General features: G+C 73.3%; 13 protein-coding genes. 3 read left to right on the top strand and 10 right to left on the bottom strand.

What is annotated here, in order from left to right; genetic code table 11:
• Nucleotides 1–65: 65 nt before the first annotated feature.
• The 3 genes from BR98_RS10645 to BR98_RS10635 all read right to left on the bottom strand — a co-directional run bounded on the left by BR98_RS10645 (nucleotide 66) and on the right by BR98_RS10635 (nucleotide 3,092).
• Nucleotides 66–1,310, bottom strand: coding sequence for an HRDC domain-containing protein (locus BR98_RS10645; RefSeq protein ID WP_035842047.1), 1,245 nt, complete (start codon nucleotides 1,308–1,310; stop codon nucleotides 66–68).
• A gap of 111 nt (nucleotides 1,311–1,421) precedes the next feature.
• Nucleotides 1,422–2,138, bottom strand: coding sequence for a response regulator transcription factor (locus BR98_RS10640; protein ID WP_035842044.1), 717 nt, complete (start codon nucleotides 2,136–2,138; stop codon nucleotides 1,422–1,424).
• Nucleotides 2,139–2,441: 303 nt separating this feature from the next.
• Nucleotides 2,442–3,092: a DUF3000 domain-containing protein gene (locus BR98_RS10635; protein WP_035842042.1), complete on the bottom strand. Its 651-nt coding sequence runs from the start codon at nucleotides 3,090–3,092 to the stop codon at nucleotides 2,442–2,444.
• Nucleotides 3,093–3,218: 126 nt separating this feature from the next.
• On the opposite strand from BR98_RS10635, the gene hemE reads away from it, so the two are divergent.
• Nucleotides 3,219–4,295 (top strand): uroporphyrinogen decarboxylase, encoded by a 1,077-nt coding sequence (hemE, locus tag BR98_RS10630; protein WP_035842041.1) that lies wholly within the window; start codon nucleotides 3,219–3,221, stop codon nucleotides 4,293–4,295.
• On the opposite strand, the gene BR98_RS10625 is transcribed toward hemE, so the two are convergent.
• The gene (locus tag BR98_RS10625; RefSeq protein WP_035842039.1) at nucleotides 4,296–5,294 is read right to left on the bottom strand and encodes a DUF4349 domain-containing protein; all 999 of its coding nucleotides are present in this window, start codon (nucleotides 5,292–5,294) and stop codon (nucleotides 4,296–4,298) included.
• Nucleotides 5,295–5,457: 163 nt separating this feature from the next.
• Between BR98_RS10625 and hemG the strand changes: the two genes are divergently transcribed.
• Together hemG and hemQ are read left to right on the top strand one after the other, a co-directional pair.
• A complete protein-coding gene (gene hemG, locus BR98_RS10620) occupies nucleotides 5,458–6,870 on the top strand; it encodes a protoporphyrinogen oxidase (RefSeq protein WP_035842036.1) in 1,413 nt (470 codons plus the stop codon).
• Complete coding sequence (hemQ, locus tag BR98_RS10615; protein WP_035842034.1) at nucleotides 6,867–7,580, top strand: hydrogen peroxide-dependent heme synthase; 714 nt, start codon at nucleotides 6,867–6,869, stop codon at nucleotides 7,578–7,580. Before hemG ends, hemQ begins: the two co-directional genes overlap by 4 nt.
• A 28-nt stretch (nucleotides 7,581–7,608) precedes the next feature.
• Here hemQ and BR98_RS10610 read toward each other — a convergent pair whose 3' ends face one another.
• The 6 genes from BR98_RS10610 to BR98_RS10585 form a co-directional block, all read right to left on the bottom strand.
• Complete coding sequence (locus tag BR98_RS10610; protein ID WP_035842031.1) at nucleotides 7,609–8,406, bottom strand: TIGR04222 domain-containing membrane protein; 798 nt, start codon at nucleotides 8,404–8,406, stop codon at nucleotides 7,609–7,611.
• Nucleotides 8,407–8,550: 144 nt separating this feature from the next.
• Nucleotides 8,551–9,051, bottom strand: a complete 501-nt coding sequence (locus tag BR98_RS10605; RefSeq protein ID WP_035842029.1) for a SigE family RNA polymerase sigma factor — start codon at nucleotides 9,049–9,051, stop codon at nucleotides 8,551–8,553.
• A gap of 71 nt (nucleotides 9,052–9,122) precedes the next feature.
• The gene (locus BR98_RS10600; RefSeq protein WP_035842026.1) at nucleotides 9,123–10,052 is read right to left on the bottom strand and encodes a hypothetical protein; all 930 of its coding nucleotides are present in this window, start codon (nucleotides 10,050–10,052) and stop codon (nucleotides 9,123–9,125) included.
• 207 nt (nucleotides 10,053–10,259) lie between these two features.
• Nucleotides 10,260–10,670 carry a peptide-methionine (R)-S-oxide reductase MsrB gene (gene msrB / locus BR98_RS10595; protein WP_035842024.1) on the bottom strand — a complete coding sequence of 137 codons (411 nt, stop codon included), beginning with the start codon at nucleotides 10,668–10,670 and terminating at the stop codon, nucleotides 10,260–10,262.
• The gene (gene murC, locus BR98_RS10590) at nucleotides 10,667–12,034 is read right to left on the bottom strand and encodes a UDP-N-acetylmuramate--L-alanine ligase (protein ID WP_035843943.1); all 1,368 of its coding nucleotides are present in this window, start codon (nucleotides 12,032–12,034) and stop codon (nucleotides 10,667–10,669) included. Before murC ends, msrB begins: the two co-directional genes overlap by 4 nt.
• 122 nt (nucleotides 12,035–12,156) lie before the next feature.
• A complete protein-coding gene (locus BR98_RS10585) occupies nucleotides 12,157–12,615 on the bottom strand; it encodes an indole-3-glycerol phosphate synthase (RefSeq protein ID WP_083976248.1) in 459 nt (152 codons plus the stop codon).
• Nucleotides 12,616–12,666 lie beyond the last annotated feature (51 nt).

Raw genomic sequence — 12,666 nt, 5'->3', positions numbered from 1 at the left:
CCGTGCACTCGGATGTGTCCCGCGCCACGTGTGTCACCCGGTGGCCCGTGGGCCGCTGCGTGAGCTCACTCGCTGGGGGTGGCCGCCTTGGTGAAGGCCTCGGCGACGACCGGGGCCACCAGCTCGACCTGCCAGCGGCGGGCGCCGAGGGTGCGCAGCGCTCCGGCCACCGCGGGGGCGGTGATCTCGGTGGGCGGCTCCCAGGAGACCCGGCGGACCAGCTCGGGGGTGATCAGGTTCTCGGCCGGCAGCTTCAGCTGCTCGGCCAGCTCACTGATCGCGGCCCGGGCGCCGGAGAGCCGGGCGGCGGCCACCGGGTCCTTCTCGGCCCAGGCGCGCGGCGGCGGCGGGCCCTCGTGCGGTGCGGCGGCCGGCGGCAGCTGGGCCTCCGGGATCGCCCGGGCCCGGTCCAGGGCGCCCAGCCACTGCTCCAGCTGGCGCCGGTGCACGCGGGGTCCGAAGCCCTGCAGGCTTTGCAAACTTTGCAAATTAGTAGGCATGGCAAGCGCGGCGGCCACGATCGCGGCATCCGAGAGCACCCGCCCAGGCGACACGTCGCGGTCCTGGGCGATCCGGTCGCGGGCCTGCCACAGCTCGCGCACGGCGGCCAGCTGCCGCCGCCGGCGGATCTTGTGCAGCCCGGAGGTGCGCCGCCACGGGTCCACCCGGGGCGCGGGGCGCGGGGCCGCGGCGATCGCCGCGAACTCCTCCAGTGCCCATTCCAGCTTGCCCTGCTCGGTCAGCTCCGCCTCCAGCGCGTCGCGCAGCTCGACCAGCACCTCGACGTCCAGCGCGGCGTACCGCAGCCAGGGCTCGGGCAGCGGACGGGTCGACCAGTCCACCGCGGAGTGCTCCTTGGCCAGGCTGTAGCCGAGCACGTTCTCGGTCATCGGGCCGAGCCCGACCCGGGCGAACCCGGCGATCCGGCCGGCCAGTTCGGTGTCGAAGAGCCGCTGCGGGCGCATCCCGACCTCGGCCAGGCAGGGCAGGTCCTGGGTGGCCGCGTGCACCACCCACTCGGCGTCGGCGAGCACCTCGCCGAGCCCGCCGAGTTCGGGGCAGGCGATCGGGTCGATCAGCGCGGTGCCGGCGCCGGCCCGCCGCAGCTGGATCAGATAGGCCCGCTGGCCGTAGCGGTAACCGGAGGCCCGCTCGGCGTCCACCGCGACCGGGCCGGTGCCCTTCGCGAAGGCCGCGACCACGGCGGCCAGCGCCGTCTCGTCGGCCACCACCGGTGGCAGACCCTCCCGGGGTTCGAGCAGCGGCACCGGGGTGGTCTCTAGGGCGATGGCTTCTGCGGCGTCGGTCACCCCCTTAGGGTACGACGAGCCTTGCGGGGCCGACCCTGATCGTCAGGCGTGGACCAGCTCGAATGCCAACGGCGGTCCGGAGGAAACGTTCCTCCGGACCGCCGTCGCCGTTCAGTGGATGATGCCGGTGCGCAAGGCCACCGCGACCATGCCGGCCCGGTCCCCGGTGCCCAGCTTGCGGGCGATCCGAGCCAGGTGGCTCTTCACGGTCAGCGCGGACAGGCCCATCGCGACGCCGATCGCCTTGTTGGACTGGCCCTCCGCGACCAGCCGCAGCACCTCGACCTCGCGGCCGGACAGCTCCCGGTAGGCGGCCGGCTGGGCGCCGGGCACACCGGGCGCGCCGGGAGCCCCGGGGGCACCCACGTGGCCGGGCGCGCCGGGGATCCCCGGACGGCGCATCCGGCCCGCCAGGCCGCCCGCGCCCAGCGGCAGTCCCGGACGGCCGGGCAGCGCCACATTGGTCCGGGTCCCGGTGACCACGTAGCCCTTGACGCCGCCGGCCAGCGCGCTGCGCACCGCGCCGATGTCGTCGGCCGCGGAGAGCGCCAGGCCGTTGGGCCAGCCCGCCGCGCGGGTCTCGGCCAGGATGGTCAGCCCCGACCCGTCCGGCAGGTGGACATCGGCCACGCAGATGTCCCGGGGGGTGGAGACCCGCGGCCGGGCCTCCGCGATCGACGACACCTCGATGACGTCGCGCACACCGAGCGCCCACAGATGACGCGTGACGGTGTTGCGGACCCGCGGGTCGGCGATCACCACCATCGCGGTGGGCTTGGTCGGACGGTAGGCGACCACGTTTGCGGGGTGCTCTAGCAGGACCGACACCGTGCCTCCTGAGGGGAGTGGCGGACGGAACCCCGATGGGCGAAGGAGTCGGAGTGTTCCGCGTGTGGAAAGGGTCACAGACTGCTTCGGCATCATCCGTGCCCGGCTTTAGCGAATGATCACGATCTAGTGAGTCACAATACGGACATTTCGAGCGGACGACTGATACGACATGCCCAGAAGTCGGTCAAAATCGAATGTGATCGATACGAAACGGTCAGCCAGAGGTCGTTAGTTGACGACCCGTAATGGCCTGTGAGCAGGAGGTACCCGGGTTCGGCGGGGTCGCGGGCCCGTCAGCCTTCAGTGTGAGCGCGGACGGCGCCGGGCCGGCATCGGGACCACTCCGCCGAGTGACGGCGCGTCAGGCAGCGGCAGGGGCGTGGGTGCCGAGGGCGGCAGCCCCGCACAGACGCAGAGCAGGTCGGCCCAGGCGGTCAGGTGCCGCTCGAACCGGCCGTCGGCCGGCGTCCAGGAGGCCCGCAGCTCGATCTCGGTGGAGGCCGGCCGCTCGGCCAGCGCGCCGAAGTACTGCGAGGCGCAGTGGGTCACCGTGCCGCCCGGCTCGGCATAGCCCGCGCCGTGCGCCTGCAGCGCGTCCATCAGCCAGGCCCAGCCCACCTCGCCGAGCATCGGGTCGCCGGCGATCTCCGGCTCCAGCTCGGCCCGGGTCATGGTGACCACCCGGAACTCGCCGTGCCAGGCCTCCTGGCCGGCCGGGTCGTGCAGCAGCACGAAGCGGCCGTCGGCCAGCTCCTCGCCGTCCACCTCCACCTCGGCGGTCACCGCCCAGCTGTACGGGGCCAGCCGCCGGGGCGCGGGGGTGGGGGAGAGCCGAACCTCCGGGCGCAGCGAGGTGCCCGCGAGCGCTTCGATCGCGTTGCGGAACCCCATCGGCGCCGACTCCTTGCCCGTTCCGCCGTGCTGCGAGGGGTTCCCACCGACCGATGCCATGAGCTGAAGACTAGGCCCTGCCCGGCAGTTCCCTAAGGACCGGCACGCAGCTCACCGGGTCGTCGTTGGACTATCCCACGAGTGGGCCGCGCCATTGGGGCGCCTGGCGCGTGGGAGGATGGCCGGGTGAGTGAGACGACCGCAGCCCAGCCTTCCGCGCGCCGGAGTGCCGCGCACGACTCCGCCTTCCTGCGTGCCTGCCGGCACGAGCCGGTGCCGCACACCCCGGTCTGGTTCATGCGGCAGGCCGGGCGCTCGCTGCCCGAGTACCTCAAGGTGCGCGAGGGCATCCCGATGCTCGAGTCCTGCATGCGGCCCGAGCTGGTCAAGGAGATCACCCTGCAGCCGGTGCGCCGGCACAAGGTGGACGCGGCGATCTTCTTCAGCGACATCGTGGTCCCGCTCAAGGCGGTCGGCATCGACGTCGACATCAAGCCCGGCATCGGCCCGGTGATCGCCGACCCGATCCGCACCGCCGCCGACCTCGAGCGGCTGCGCCCGCTGGAGCCGGACGACGTCCCCTACATCACCGAGGCGGTCGGCCTGCTGGTCGACGAGCTCGGCGCCACCCCGCTGATCGGCTTCGCCGGCGCGCCGTTCACGCTGGCCAGCTACCTGGTCGAGGGCGGCCCGTCGAAGAGCCACGAGCGCACCAAGGCCATGATGTACGGCGAGCCCGAGCTGTGGGCGCAGCTGGTGGACCGCCTCGCGGTGATCACCGCCGGCTTCCTCAAGGTGCAGCTCGATGCGGGTGTCTCCGCGGTGCAGCTCTTCGACTCCTGGGTCGGCTCGCTGGCGCCGGACGACTACCGGCGCTCCGTCATGCCGGCCAGCACCAAGGTCTTCGACGCGGTGGCCGAGTACGGCGTGCCGCGGATCCACTTCGGCGTCGGCACCGGCGAGTTGCTCGGACTGATGGGCGAGGCCGGCGCGGACGTGGTCGGCGTCGACTGGCGGGTGCCGCTCAACGAGGCGGCCCGCCGGGTCGGTCCCGGCAAGGCGCTGCAGGGCAATCTCGACCCGGCGGTGCTCTTCGCCCCCACCAAGGTGGTGGAGACCAAGGCCCGCGAGGTGCTGCACGCGGCCTCCGCGCTGGGCACCAGCGGTCACATCTTCAACCTCGGCCACGGCGTCATGCCGAGCATGGACCCGGACGCGCTGTCCCGTCTGGTGGCCTTCGTGCACGAGGCCAGCGCGCGCTGATCACTCGGCGGGTGCGCCGCCCGCCTCGGACGGTTCGCCCGCTTCGCCCGCTTCGGCCGGTTCCGCCGGTTCCGCCGGGGCGGGGCGCGGCCGACGCCGGTCGAGGTCCGGACGGCGCCGGAGGAACCAGCGCAGCGCCCAGCCGAGCGGCCCGAGCACCAGCAGGAACGGTGTCAGCGCGGCGATCCCGACCAGCAGACCGTGCAGCACCGCGACCAGCACGTGCCAGCCGCCGCCCAGCGCGTGGCCGATCGAGCCCCAGAAACCGGGCTTGGCCGGCGCGGCGGGGACCGGTGGCGGGGCGGCCGGGGTCGGCTTGGTGCTCAGCTCCAGGGTGACGGTGGAGAGCGAGGTCTTGCCGGCCAGCTCCTGAGCCTGGCGCTGCAGCGACTCCAGGTCCGCCTCGCGCTTGCTCAGCTCGCTCTCCAACGAGACCACGTCGGCCAGCGTCTTGGCGTCCTGCATCAGCGCCCGCACCCGGTCCACGCTGGCCTGCTGGCTCTTCACCCGGCTGTCCAGGTCCACCTTCTGCTCGGTCAGGTCGTCGGCCTGGGAGGTGCGGTCGAGCACCTTGCCGAGCGCGGCCAGCTGGTCCAGCGCGCCCGCGAAGGAGGCGGACGGGATGCGCAGCACCAGCTCGGCGGTGTCGCCGGCGGCGTTCTCGTGCTGCACGTAGCCGGACTGGGCGGTGGCGAGGTCCTGGGCCCGGGTCAGTGCGGTGGTGACGTCGTCGACCTGTAGGTCGAGCTTGCCGGTGTAGGCCATCGCGCGGTCGGCGGCCGCGCTCGGGACGGGTGCGGGGGTCCCGGCGGCGCCCGGGACCTTGGCGGCGCCGGTCGCCGCGCCCCCGCCCACACCGCCGCCCGTGCCTGCGGCCGGGGCCGGGTAGGCCCCGTGCGCCGCCGCGCTGTCGTGGGACGAGCTGCCCGCGCTGCAGCCGGCCACCCCGATGACTGCTGCCACGGCCAGTGCGGCGGCGGCTCTTGCCCGATGCTCCATGTGGTGTCCCTCCCCGTTGCCGGTGAATCCGTCCACCCTTGGACGGGCCGGTAGTTGACGAGGTTTCACCTCTCCGGTTGCGAACCGATCACAGAACGAACACCATCCGCTACCCCTACCCCGCACCCAGGTCCGCCCCTCGGCGGGTGCGAGACTGCGGAGCATGGCAGAAGCACTACCCAAGGTCGCGGTCATCGGCGGCGGCATCGCCGGCCTCACCGCCGCCGCTCAGCTCGCCGGGGTGGCCGACGGCTCGCCCCGGGCGGCGGTCACGGTCTTCGAGGCCACCGACCGGTTCGGCGGCAAGCTGCGCACCGGCGAGGTCGGCGGGGTCCAGGTCGACCTGGGCGCCGAGTCGATGCTCGCCCGCCGCCCCGAGGCCGTCCAGCTCGCCCGGGAAGTCGGCCTGGCCGACTTCCTGGAGCCGCCCAGCACCGCCAAGGCCGCCGTCTGGACCCGAGGCGCGCTGCGCCCGCTGCCCGGCGGCCAACTCATGGGCGTACCGGGCGACCTGGACGCGCTGGCCGCCTCCGGCGTGCTGACCGAACAGGGCCTGGCCCGGGTGCGGGCCGAGCAGCCGGCCGAACTCGGCACGGATGTCGCGATCGGCGCCTACGTGGCCGAGCGGCTCGGCCAGGAGGTGGTGGACCGGCTGATCGAACCGCTGCTCGGCGGCGTCTACGCCGGACGGGCCGAGGAGATCTCGCTGCGCGCCGCCGTCCCCCAGCTGCTCGCCGTCGCCCAGGGCGGCGGCTCACTGGTCGAGGGCGTGCACCGGCTGCTGGACCGGCCGCAGGCGGGCGGACCGGTCTTCCAGGGCCTGCGCGGCGGCATCGGCACCCTGCCGGTCGCGGTCGCCGCCGCCTGCGAGCGGGCAGGCGTGGAACTGCGGCGCAACAACCCGGTGGGCGAGCTGCGTCGCACCCCCGAGGGCTGGTCGGTGGACGGCCGGGCCTTCGACGCCGTCCTGCTCACCGCCCCCGCACCGGTGGCCGCCGAGCTGCTGGCCCAGGCGGCACCGGCGGTCGCCGCCGAGCTGGCCGGGATCGAGTACGCGGGCATGGCGCTGGTCACGATGGCCTTCCACCGCGCCGACCTGCCCGCCCCGCCGCCCGGCAGCGGATTCCTGGTCCCGCCGGTGGACGGCCGCGCGATCAAGGCCGCGACCTTCTCCAGCCAGAAGTGGGGCTGGCTGGACCGCGCCGCCCCCGAGACCTTCCTGCTGCGCACCTCGCTCGGCCGCTACCGCGAGGAGGCGGCCCTCGACCTCGACGACGCCGAGCTGGTCAAGCGCTCGCTCGCCGACCTGCGCGAGGCCGTCGGCCTGACCGCCCAGCCGTACGCCACGACGGTGACCCGCTGGCGGGCCGGCCTGCCGCAGTACCCCGTCGGCCACCAGGACCGGGTGGCCCGGATCCGCGCCCGGGCGGCCGAGCTCGGCGGCCTGGCACTGGCCGGCGCGGCCTACGACGGCGTGGGCATCCCGGCCTGCATCGCCAGTGCCCGCCGCGCCGTCGACGTTCTGTTGACCCCGGCGCCGGGCGCGGCCGGTACGGAAGGGACAATGAGGGCATGACTGAGACCACCGAGCAGCAGCCGCAGAAGAAGAAGGCCCGCGACCTGAACCAGGTCATCCGCTACACCATGTGGTCGGTGTTCAAGCTCAAGGACGCGCTCCCCGAGGACCGCGCCGCGCTGGCCACCGAGGTCGACGAGCTGTTCGAGCAGCTCGCCGCCAAGGACGTGACGGTTCGCGGCAGTTACGACGTCTCCGGCCTGCGCGCCGACGCCGATCTGATGATCTGGTGGCACGCCGAGAAGTCCGACGACCTGCAGGAGGCGTACAACCGCTTCCGCCGCACCCGACTGGGCCGCCTGCTGAAGCCGGTCTGGTCGAACATGGCGCTGCACCGCCCCGCCGAGTTCAACAAGTCGCACATCCCGGCCTTCCTGGCCGACGAGCAGGCCCGCGAGTACGTCTGCGTCTACCCGTTCGTCCGCTCCTACGAGTGGTACCTGCTCCCCGACGAGGAGCGCCGGGCGATGCTGGCCGAGCACGGCCAGATGGCCCGCGGCTACCCCGACGTGCGGGCCAACACCGTCGCCTCGTTCGCGCTGGGCGACTACGAGTGGCTGCTCGCCTTCGAGGCGGACGAGCTGCACCGGATCGTGGACCTGATGCGCGACCTGCGCCCGTCCCGCGCGCGGCTGCACGTGCGCGAGGAGGTCCCGTTCTTCACCGGCCGTCGCAAGCCGGTCAGCGAGCTGCTCAACGGCCTGGCCTGACCGGTCCGGCGGGCGCTGCGCGGGTCTCTCAGCCGCGCAGCGCCGCCCGCAGCCGGGCGTCCGGCAGCGCCTCGGTGCCCTCGATCGCCACCGCGGTCAGCAGCCGCCGCTCGGCGTCACCGGCCGGATCGACCGGCTGCCGGCCGGTGCCCAGCTGCTGCGGGACGCGGATCTCGCGCAGCAGCTCGAGCCCGGCCGGCGCCGCCCAGCGGGTGTAGGGATGCACGTCCACCCGGGCCATCAGCAGGGTGCCGGTGGTCAGGATCAGCGGCAGCGAGAACCAGGCCAGGGTGGCCGGCGTACCGCCGTCGCCCGGCCAGGTCAGGGTCAGCGCGGCGGTCAGCAGCAGCACCGCGAGCAGCAGCGCCTGGCGCACCTGCCGCACCGCCAGCACCGTGCTCTCGCGCACCCCCGCCGGTGTGGCGAGCCCGGCCAGCGACAGCCGCACCCCGATCTCGGTCACCGTCGGGTGCCCGCTCAGCGACTCGCGCAGCTCGGCCGTGCGGCACTGCCCGTCCGGCCCGATCTCGCTGATCAGCGCCCGCTCCAGCCGGCTGCGGCCCTGCGGGTCGACCACCGTGGTCCAGCCGGTGTGCGCCAGGTGCAGCCGGCCCCGCCCGGTCATCAGCACCAGCGCCAGGTCCACCACCCGGCGCGGCCCGCCGGCCAGGTACGCCGTCTCGTACAGCCCGATCGCCACCGACTCCGACTCCGACTCCTCGTCCGTGAGTCCCGCCATCGCGTCGGCGGTGGCCGCCGCGCGCACCAGGCGCAGACAGGAGAGCACCGCGACGACACAGGCCGGGACCAGGAAGAGCAACCACATGGGCCCTGTTGTAGACCGCCGATGCCCGTCCTGGCAGGACAAACCGGTCGCGCGATACCGAATCGTGACCGCGGCGCGATCGCTGTTGTCCGGCCGCCACACCGGGGGGACTACCGGCCGGGCTTACCGGCCGGGTTTACCGGCTCAGCTGAAGAGCAGTTCGCGGTGCTCGCCGAGTTGGGTACGGAGCAGCGCCAGCGCCCGGCTGCTCTGCGACTTCACCACCGAGGTGCTCACCCCCAGCGTCTCGGCGGTCTGCTCCACGCTCTGGTCCTCCCAGTAGCGCAGCAGGACGATCGCCCGGTCCCGGTGGGGGAGCAGCGCCAGGGCGTTCAGCAGGGTCAGCCGCTCGGCCGTCGGGTCGCTGTGCTGCGGGCGGTCCGGAAGCTGGTCCACCGCCAGCTCACCGGTGCTGCGCAGCCGCTTGTGGTCGAGCAGCGTGTTGAGCAGCACCTTGCGGGCGTAGGCGAACGGGTCGCCGCCCTGGCGGGAGAGCCGCTTCCAGGCGAGGTACATCTTGGTGAGCGTGCTCTGGGTCAGGTCCTGGGACAGGTGCCAGTCCCGGCACATCAGGTAGGCGATCTGTCGCAGGCGGGTGGCGTTCGCCTCGGCGAAAGCGGTGAAATCGGCTTCGTTGCGCACCATCGGCTCCCGGTTTCGGTGGGGTTGAAGGGGATGCCGCGGCCCCGTCCCGGGGCCGCGGCGGTGACGGTGCGTCACATGGTGGGCAGATTCGGGTACTTCGCGTCGGCACCCTCGACGAAGGCCTTCGGCATGGTGAGGCCGATCGCCGGGTTGTCGGCCAGGGCCACGGCCTGGTCCTGCGTCAGGGCCGGGACGGCGGGCGGGTTCTTCCCGCTGTCCGAGGCCAGGCAGCTGCCGATGTCGATCCTGACGTCGACGCCGTCGGCCCGGCGGACCGTGATCGCGGTCGCCTGGATGCAGTTGGTGGAGTTGGTCTCCACCTGGACCAGGTTGCCCTTGGCGTCCTGGAGGCAGGTGTCGACGAACGGTGAGCCCTTCGGGCTCGGCTTGCAGTTCAGCGGGTTGTCGGGGTCGTCCTTGTACGCCGTGACGATGATCTGGCCGGTGCCGCTCGGGGTGTTCACGAAGGTGCGGACGGCCGGCGTCAGGACCGAGCCGTCGGGGAGGGTCCGCTTCGGGTTGGCGGCGTAGTGGTCGGTGGTCACCCCGTCCGGCAGGGAGTTCAGCACAGCGGCCAGCAGACCGGCCGGGCTGGCCTCGACCAGCGGACCGGGGTCGGCCGACGGGGTGGCCGACGGAGCAGCCGACCCGGCGGCGGAGGCACTCGCCGACCCGGCGGGGCCGGGGGTGGTGGAGGCCGCCGCGCTGCCGGCGGTGCCCGGTGACGCGGCGGCGGACGGACCCGCTGCCGCGGCCAGCTCGTTCGGCTGCTTGCCGTTGCCTCCCGCGGCACCCAGTGTCCCGACCAGCAGTGCGGCCGTGACGCCGACGGCGGCCACCGAACCGGCGAGCGCCGCCCCGGTCCGCCACCGCCGCTGCCGACGCCCGCGCCGGGTGGCCTGGCCCACCAGGTCACCCAGCGGCGGCGCGCCGAGCGCAGCCAGCTCGGTGGCCAGCGTGCTGTGGAACTCGTCGGAGTGGAACTCGACTTCCTCGTTCATTTCGGTTGCTTCCTCTGGTGGTCAACCGCACGCCGGCCATGCGGACCCGCTCCTGCGCGGGGCTCTGCACACCAGGACGGTTCGGACCACCGGGTCGGTCGCACCCGGGCCGAAAATAGGTTCCACGGTCGGCGCGGCCGACCTGCGGGGCACTGGACGGGAGCGGGACGAGATCGCCTCGCCCCGCTCCCGTCCGGTCGCCCTCGTTCAGTCGCTCTCGGCCGGCCGCAGCGTCAGCGAGATGCTGTTGATGCAGTACCGCTGGTCGGTCGGGGTGCCGTAGCCCTCACCCTCGAACACGTGGCCCAGGTGGCCGCCGCAGCGCGCACACCGGACCTCGACCCGGCGCATGCCCATCGAGCTGTCCTCGATGTACTCGACCCGGTCCTCGGCCAGCGGCGCGTAGTAGGACGGCCAGCCGCAGTGGCTGTCGAACTTGGTCTCGGAGCTGAACAGTTCGGCCCCGCAGGCGCGGCAGCCGTACACGCCGACCGTCTTGGTGTCGGTGTACTCGCCGACGAACGGCCGCTCGGTGCCGGCCTCGCGCAGCACGTGGTACTCCTGCGGGCTGAGCTGCTCGCGCCACTCGGCCTCGGTCTTGTTGATCTCGTAGGTCATCGGGCCAGCTCCTCCAGGATCGCCGGGCCGAGGTTGGTGACGTCCCCGGCTCCCATGGTGAGAACCAGATCGCCCGGCTTGGCCATTCCGGCCAGCAGCGCGGGGGCGGCGGCGAAATCGTGCTCGGCGGTCACGTCGGCGTCGGCGCGGTGGGCGGCCTCGATGATCAGATCGCTGGTGACGCCGGGGATCGGGTCCTCGCGGGCCGGGTAGATGTCCAGCACCACCGAGGCGTCGGCCAGCGCCAGTGCCTGGCCCATCTCCTCGGCCAGCTGCTGGGTGCGGCTGAACAGGTGCGGCTGGAAGACCACCAGCAGCCGGCCCTCGGCGGCCTCCCGGATCGCCTCCAGGTCGGCGGTCATCTCGGTGGGGTGGTGCGCGTAGGAGTCGATCACCTGGACGCCCGCGGCCTCGCCCTTGAGCTGCAGCCGCCGGCGCACGCCGGTGTACGAGCCGAGCGCCTCGGCCAGCTCCTCGGCGGGCACGCCGAGCGCGATCCCGGCGGCCAGCGCGGCCACCGCGTTGTGCGCGTAGTGCCGGCCCGGCACCGAGACGGTGAAGCTCAGCTCGGCGCCCTCCAGCTCCACGGTGACCTCGCTGGTCATCCCGCGCGGGACGACCGACAGCACCCGCACGGTGGCGTCCTCGGCGGCGCCGACGGTGACGATGCTCAGGCCGTCCAGGCCGAGCACCCGGGCGGTCAGCTCGCGGGCGCCGGGGTGGTCGGCGGAGATCACCAGCGTGCCGCCGGGCTGGATCCGCCGCACGAAGGCCCCGAAGGAGTCGTGGATCTCGTCCATCGAGGCGTAGTTGGCGTGGTGGTCGAGCTCCACGTTGAGGATGATGGCCACCTCGGGGGCGTACTTGTGGAAGCTGCGGTCGCTCTCGTCCGCCTCGGCCACGAAGATCTCGCCGGCGCCGTGGTGGGCGTTGGAGCCGGGGGCGTCCAGATCGCCGCCGATCGCGTAGGACGGGTCCAGGCCGAGGGTGGCCAGCGAGACCGCGAGCATGCTGGTGGTGGTGGTCTTGCCGTGGGTGCCGGCCACCGCCAGGGCCCGGCGCCCGCCCATCAGCGCGGCCAGCGCGTCGGAGCGGTGCACCACCGGGATGCCGCGCTCGCGGGCCGCGGCCAGCTCGGGGTTGTCGGCCCGGATCGCGCTGGAGACCACGATGCAGCTGGCGCCCTCCGGCACGTTCTCGGCGGCGTGGCCGACCCCTACGGCGGCGCCGAGCGCGCGCAGCGCCAGCACGGTCTCGGACTCCTTGGAGTCGCTCCCGGAGACCTTGGCGCCGCGCACCGTCAGGATCTTCGCCAGACCGGACATGCCGGCCCCGCCGATGCCGATGAAGTGCGGGGCGTGCAGGTCGTGGGCGGCGTCGTTCAAGGGAGTGCTCCGTAGTGAGTGGCGAAGTGAGTGGCGAATCGTCCTCGCGGGCCTGCCCGCAAGGACGATTCTGCACCAACCGGCGGTTCTCGCCGACCGCCTCAGGCTTCGCTGGCGAACAGCTTCAGCACTGGGACGCCCACCTTGTGCCGGGCCTGGGAGGCCCAGTCGCGGTGGAAGAACTCCTCCACGAAGTGCGGGGCGGTGAGCACCAGCACCTCGTCCGCCCCGGTCTCCTCGACCACGGCCCGCAGGCTGTCCAGCGGGTGGTCCTCGACCACCTTGCCGACCGCCTCGGCGCCGGCCTGGCGCAGGTGGCGCAGGCTGTGCTCGAGCGATTCCCCCGCCACGCTCGGGCCGCCCGGCTCCTCGCGCTCGTGCACCGCCTTGTCGAGATGACCGAGGGCCACGTCGTCAAGGGCGCGCAGCAGTTCGTCCGTCTTGCCACGGGGTTGCATCAGGACGACGAACGAGACCTTCTCCTCGCCGTGGAGCGTGGTGACCAGCTCCACGTCGGCGTCGGAGAGCGCCTTTTCGATCATCAATACGGTCTTGAACACAAGAGTCCCTTCCGTGTTGCAGGCCCCCGGGGTCCGGTGTCCCCTCCCATA

Origin of the sequence: Kitasatospora azatica KCTC 9699, from assembly GCF_000744785.1 — a bacterium.
Taxonomy (GTDB): Bacteria; Actinomycetota; Actinomycetes; order Streptomycetales; family Streptomycetaceae; genus Kitasatospora; species Kitasatospora azatica.
This window is presented reverse-complemented; position numbering and strand designations above follow the sequence as displayed.

What these genes read in the sequence shown, in the direction of transcription:
- hemQ (WP_035842034.1), top strand. Translation starts at nt 6,867, where the DNA reads ATGACTGAGACCACCGAGCAGCAGCCGCAGAAGAAGAAGGCCCGCGAC.
- BR98_RS10605 (WP_035842029.1), bottom strand. Translation starts at nt 9,051, where the DNA reads ATGGTGCGCAACGAAGCCGATTTCACCGCTTTCGCCGAGGCGAACGCC.
- BR98_RS10600 (WP_035842026.1), bottom strand. Translation starts at nt 10,052, where the DNA reads ATGAACGAGGAAGTCGAGTTCCACTCCGACGAGTTCCACAGCACGCTG.
- hemG (WP_035842036.1), top strand. Translation starts at nt 5,458, where the DNA reads ATGGCAGAAGCACTACCCAAGGTCGCGGTCATCGGCGGCGGCATCGCC.
- BR98_RS10635 (WP_035842042.1), bottom strand. Translation starts at nt 3,092, where the DNA reads ATGGCATCGGTCGGTGGGAACCCCTCGCAGCACGGCGGAACGGGCAAG.
- BR98_RS10610 (WP_035842031.1), bottom strand. Translation starts at nt 8,406, where the DNA reads ATGTGGTTGCTCTTCCTGGTCCCGGCCTGTGTCGTCGCGGTGCTCTCC.
- BR98_RS10625 (WP_035842039.1), bottom strand. Translation starts at nt 5,294, where the DNA reads ATGGAGCATCGGGCAAGAGCCGCCGCCGCACTGGCCGTGGCAGCAGTC.
- msrB (WP_035842024.1), bottom strand. Translation starts at nt 10,670, where the DNA reads ATGACCTACGAGATCAACAAGACCGAGGCCGAGTGGCGCGAGCAGCTC.